This is a genomic window from Nostoc sp. (assembly GCF_036919895.1).
GTDB lineage: Bacteria > Cyanobacteriota > Cyanobacteriia > Cyanobacteriales > Nostocaceae > Nostoc.
The window spans coordinates 1-3,673 of the sequence record NZ_JBALBW010000140.1; the positions used below are offsets into that span (position 1 = coordinate 1).

General features: G+C 39.5%; 4 protein-coding genes. 1 reads left to right on the top strand and 3 read right to left on the bottom strand.

The window, feature by feature from the left end; translation table 11 throughout:
* The first annotated feature begins 661 nt into the window (after window positions 1-661).
* Window positions 662-1,228 carry a type IV pilin-like G/H family protein gene (locus tag V7K55_RS27400; RefSeq protein ID WP_334836531.1) on the top strand — a complete coding sequence of 189 codons (567 nt, stop codon included), beginning with the start codon at window positions 662-664 and terminating at the stop codon, window positions 1,226-1,228.
* A 260-nt stretch (window positions 1,229-1,488) separates the two neighbouring features.
* Here V7K55_RS27400 and V7K55_RS27405 read toward each other — a convergent pair whose 3' ends face one another.
* From V7K55_RS27405 to V7K55_RS27415, 3 genes are all read right to left on the bottom strand, one after another.
* Window positions 1,489-2,520, bottom strand: a complete 1,032-nt coding sequence (locus V7K55_RS27405) for a WD40 repeat domain-containing protein (RefSeq protein WP_334836534.1) — start codon at window positions 2,518-2,520, stop codon at window positions 1,489-1,491.
* Between the two features lie 47 nt (window positions 2,521-2,567).
* Entirely contained in the window at window positions 2,568-2,750 is a 183-nt protein-coding gene (locus V7K55_RS27410; RefSeq protein WP_334836536.1) for a hypothetical protein, read from the bottom strand.
* A 180-nt stretch (window positions 2,751-2,930) separates the two neighbouring features.
* Window positions 2,931-3,539 (bottom strand): hypothetical protein, encoded by a 609-nt coding sequence (locus V7K55_RS27415; protein ID WP_334836538.1) that lies wholly within the window; start codon window positions 3,537-3,539, stop codon window positions 2,931-2,933.
* Window positions 3,540-3,673 lie beyond the last annotated feature (134 nt).

Consider the following 3,673-nt stretch of genomic DNA (forward strand, 5'->3'; position numbering starts at 1 on the left):
TTAACAGCGAATCTTCTTAGTTGCTTTAGTTTGAATGTCAGTTGATAAAAGGTAATGCGCTAGACTTGTCTTTTTACCCAAGAAAGAGGCTCAAAGCCGAGTATGTCGTCTGTAACACACTAGCTTATACTGACTTTTAACCTTTGTAATGCCAACTTCAAGATTATTCGTTTTTTGCGTAAAGTACGAAACTTGAGGTGAAGAGTATTATATAACAGTATTTAGTATGGATAAACTGGGGACAACATTAATTGTCTCCTATATAATTTACTTCTATCAAAAGCTGCTCTAGCTTTCGTCTAGGGCAGTTTTATATTGCATGGTAGAAGCGTTCGTTATTACCTGGGTTCATGCGCCAATTTCAAGAAAAGATTTCGACACACCTGGAAAGAACAGGTACAGCTTATTACTTAAAAAGTATTTTCCGGCGTTGATGCAACAAGAAAATTCTGGCTACGATGATTGAAATTCTTGGATAAAACTTTGAGCCACTCTTAGAGGGGAGCTTATTTTTTCAACATATTGCGAGAGTCCCCACCTTCTCTGCGGTCAGTAAGTTGTTAGAAAAGCCTCTAATATGGGAAAACTTGAACTAAAAGGTTGTCTTAAACACTTCAGAGTGTTCGTCAACAAAACAAATTATCTCAGACAGAAAATAGTCATGAATCTTTTCTTAAAAATTGATAAAAATACACAATTCAAGGCTCTATTTTTGCTAGCATCTATTCCTTTTGTCTGGATTATATTGCCACTATTTTTATATAATTTATTCCCTTTAAATTTTAGTAATGAAAGTTGGGATACATCATCAGTAGGACTGGCTTCAATTGGCATGATGACTCGTGGTCAGCAGAGATACTTTTTAGAGCATAATGGCATATTTAGTAAGTCGATTCCTGAAATAGACATTGCTCTTAAAGAACAAATGTCAAACTCGTCAAAAAACTATAACTATTCTATAAAAATAACCCAAATCTCTGTATTCAATTATGCAAATCCCCGACGAGAGTATGTAAAAAAGGGATGGTTCGTAAAAATACCAGTAATAGGTTATGTTAGTGGTGTATTTATTGTACCTAATACTAAAAATTCTAAAAATAAACTAACAACCTTGGCAATTATATGTCAAAACAAATTACCAGGCACTATCCACTTAAGCGATCCGATTTATCAAAATGGTATTCTTACTTGTGGTTCGGGAACTATAAAATTGCAGAAACCCAAATAACTTGCCACTAGAATTTCTCAAAAATATCAGCAGAATCGGGCTAGCATTTAATAATGATAATCGGAGGACTGAAGTAGATAAAATCTCCAGTTCACTTATGGATTTTCAAGGACAAAATCCACGATTATATCAATTCGTATGCGAACACAAACGAGATTTTAGTTTGGCAGATAGAGTACTCTCACTTGCCCAAAGTTAGAAGTTTTAAAACCAGACGAATAGCTCAAGCGCAAGACTCTCATAACTTTCCAAACATTCTTTTACGGGTGGTTTGGTGCAGGAATTTTCCACTCTGTAATTCCGTCCTCTGTTGCACTAAACAAAGTCTTGCCATCCCTACTAAATACCATTGCCCCCGACCAGTTGCTTACATCGGGCAGAGTTGCTTCTATATTTCCTGTTACCAGATTCCAAACCCGATATGGTTTATATCCTCCACCAGTAATTAAAGATTGCCCATCAGGACTAAAGGCGATGGTGATCTGCGGAAAATAGAAGCCCCCAAAATCTTGCAACAATTTTTCTGTTGTCAGGTTCCACACTTTTACCTGCTTGGCACTACCACTAGCGAGCAACTGACCGTCACGACTAATGGCTAAAGCAGATACTGCACCATAATGTCCAGTCAAAGTGGTGCGCTTTCGTCCAGTTCCCAGATCCCATACAGTGATGTGATTGCTCGAATCGCCACTAACCAAAGTCTTGCCATCTGGAGTCAGCGCCAAAGTTATTACAGCATTCGGTGTTTGTGCCAATGTGCTTGTTAATTGTCCAGTCGCCAAATTCCATATCTTAATGGTATTGTCAGAACTCGCACTCACAATTGTTTGCTGATTGGGTGTGATCACCAGTGCATTTACAACTTCAGAATGCCCTTTGAGAGTAAATTTGAGTTTTCCCGTCGCTAAATTCCACACCTTAATGGTCTTGCCTAAACTCCCGCTCACCAAAGTCTGACCATCAGCAGAAAGCGCAAGGTCATAAATATCATTCGCGTCTCCTTTGAGGGTTAATTGTGGCTGCTGACTTGGCAGATGCCAGACGCTAAAGCTTTTGCTACCGCCGCCCACTAAGGTGTGACCATCAGAAGAAAGGGCGATCGCTTCTGCTACTCCACTTAACTTCCGTACTACTGTCAAATCGCAATACTGGGAATGAGGCTGCGACAACTTGCAGATATTCGTTGCTCGGTAAATGCTCCACAAATATGCTCCAACTTGTATCAAAAAAATTATAATCGCTACACCACGCAGCAACCATATCTGTTTTTTGCTCAACCAGTTGTCTAACATTAGCTCTGTTCTCTTTTCGGTAGGTAGTTGAATTGATCGCAAACAGCTTATGAGGTATAGGGTGTGGGATGTAGCGAAAGACTCTTCAAGTCACAAGCTGCATTAGTTGCTGCTGTATCTTCCCTACCGGAGCTGTGCGATTTTGTCAGATCCGCTAAACAACGTGCGATCGCTTCCAAAATTTTCTCGCACAGTCTGATCAGTATCAACGCTAATAATCTCATTTTCATAATGCTCTTTCTCTATCTGATATCACCTATTACCAGGGTTTTGATGCTTCTGAGTTTGAGTGTAGAAACAAGTAAACTTAATTTATGCAAAATATTTAATCTGATTTTGACTAGGGAGAGTTGACGTTTAAAAGGAAGTAACAGAGCATTCAGGCTGATTCAGGATTTTTCTAGAACCAATTACTGCTCAAGAGAAATATTGTCCGAGTAGATATGCCATCTACGTTGCTTTGGAGTTGAGCCAGGAACGTTATTGACTCGTCGCAGCTTATAGCTACCACGAAAACGCTGTGGAGTTCCATTGCTATTAACAGCCGTAACAGTAACGGGAATTTCAATATATAGCGAGCCTGCTGCCCCTTCTAAAGAACCCGGTTTTCCGACTTCTTCAACAATGGATACGATGTTAGCAAAACCCTGCTGAAATTCCTCAAATGATTGCTTACTGGCACTACCATCTCCATCCCAAGCCAAGTAAGCTTGTTTATAGTCAAGACGTGCGATCGCATCGTAATAATCATGAATGAGTTGGACTGCAAGTTGTTCTTGGGACTGGTTCTTGTCAGGATTTTGTGTACCAGAGGTGGGTGGAGAAGATGGATTAGAGGTGTCCGAAAGATTTGCCAGCGTTGGGCGATTGCCAGATGCTAGTTGTGATGTAGCAGAGTTATTGCAAGCTGTAATAGACATAGCAAGCAATAAAACTCCAATGACTGTATAACCTTGTTTTAACCAGATACAAAAAGAAAGGTTGATATTCAACAAAGCTATCTCCTGTATAATCTGCACTCTTCACTGATAAATTCAGCATACTTGAATTTATTGGTTGGGGTTTTTTGCATTAACCCCCGAAAAGGGGGATTCTAGAATTTGTTGTTGAATGGTACTTCACTCTTTTAATTAGTACGCGATCGGTGAAAGCT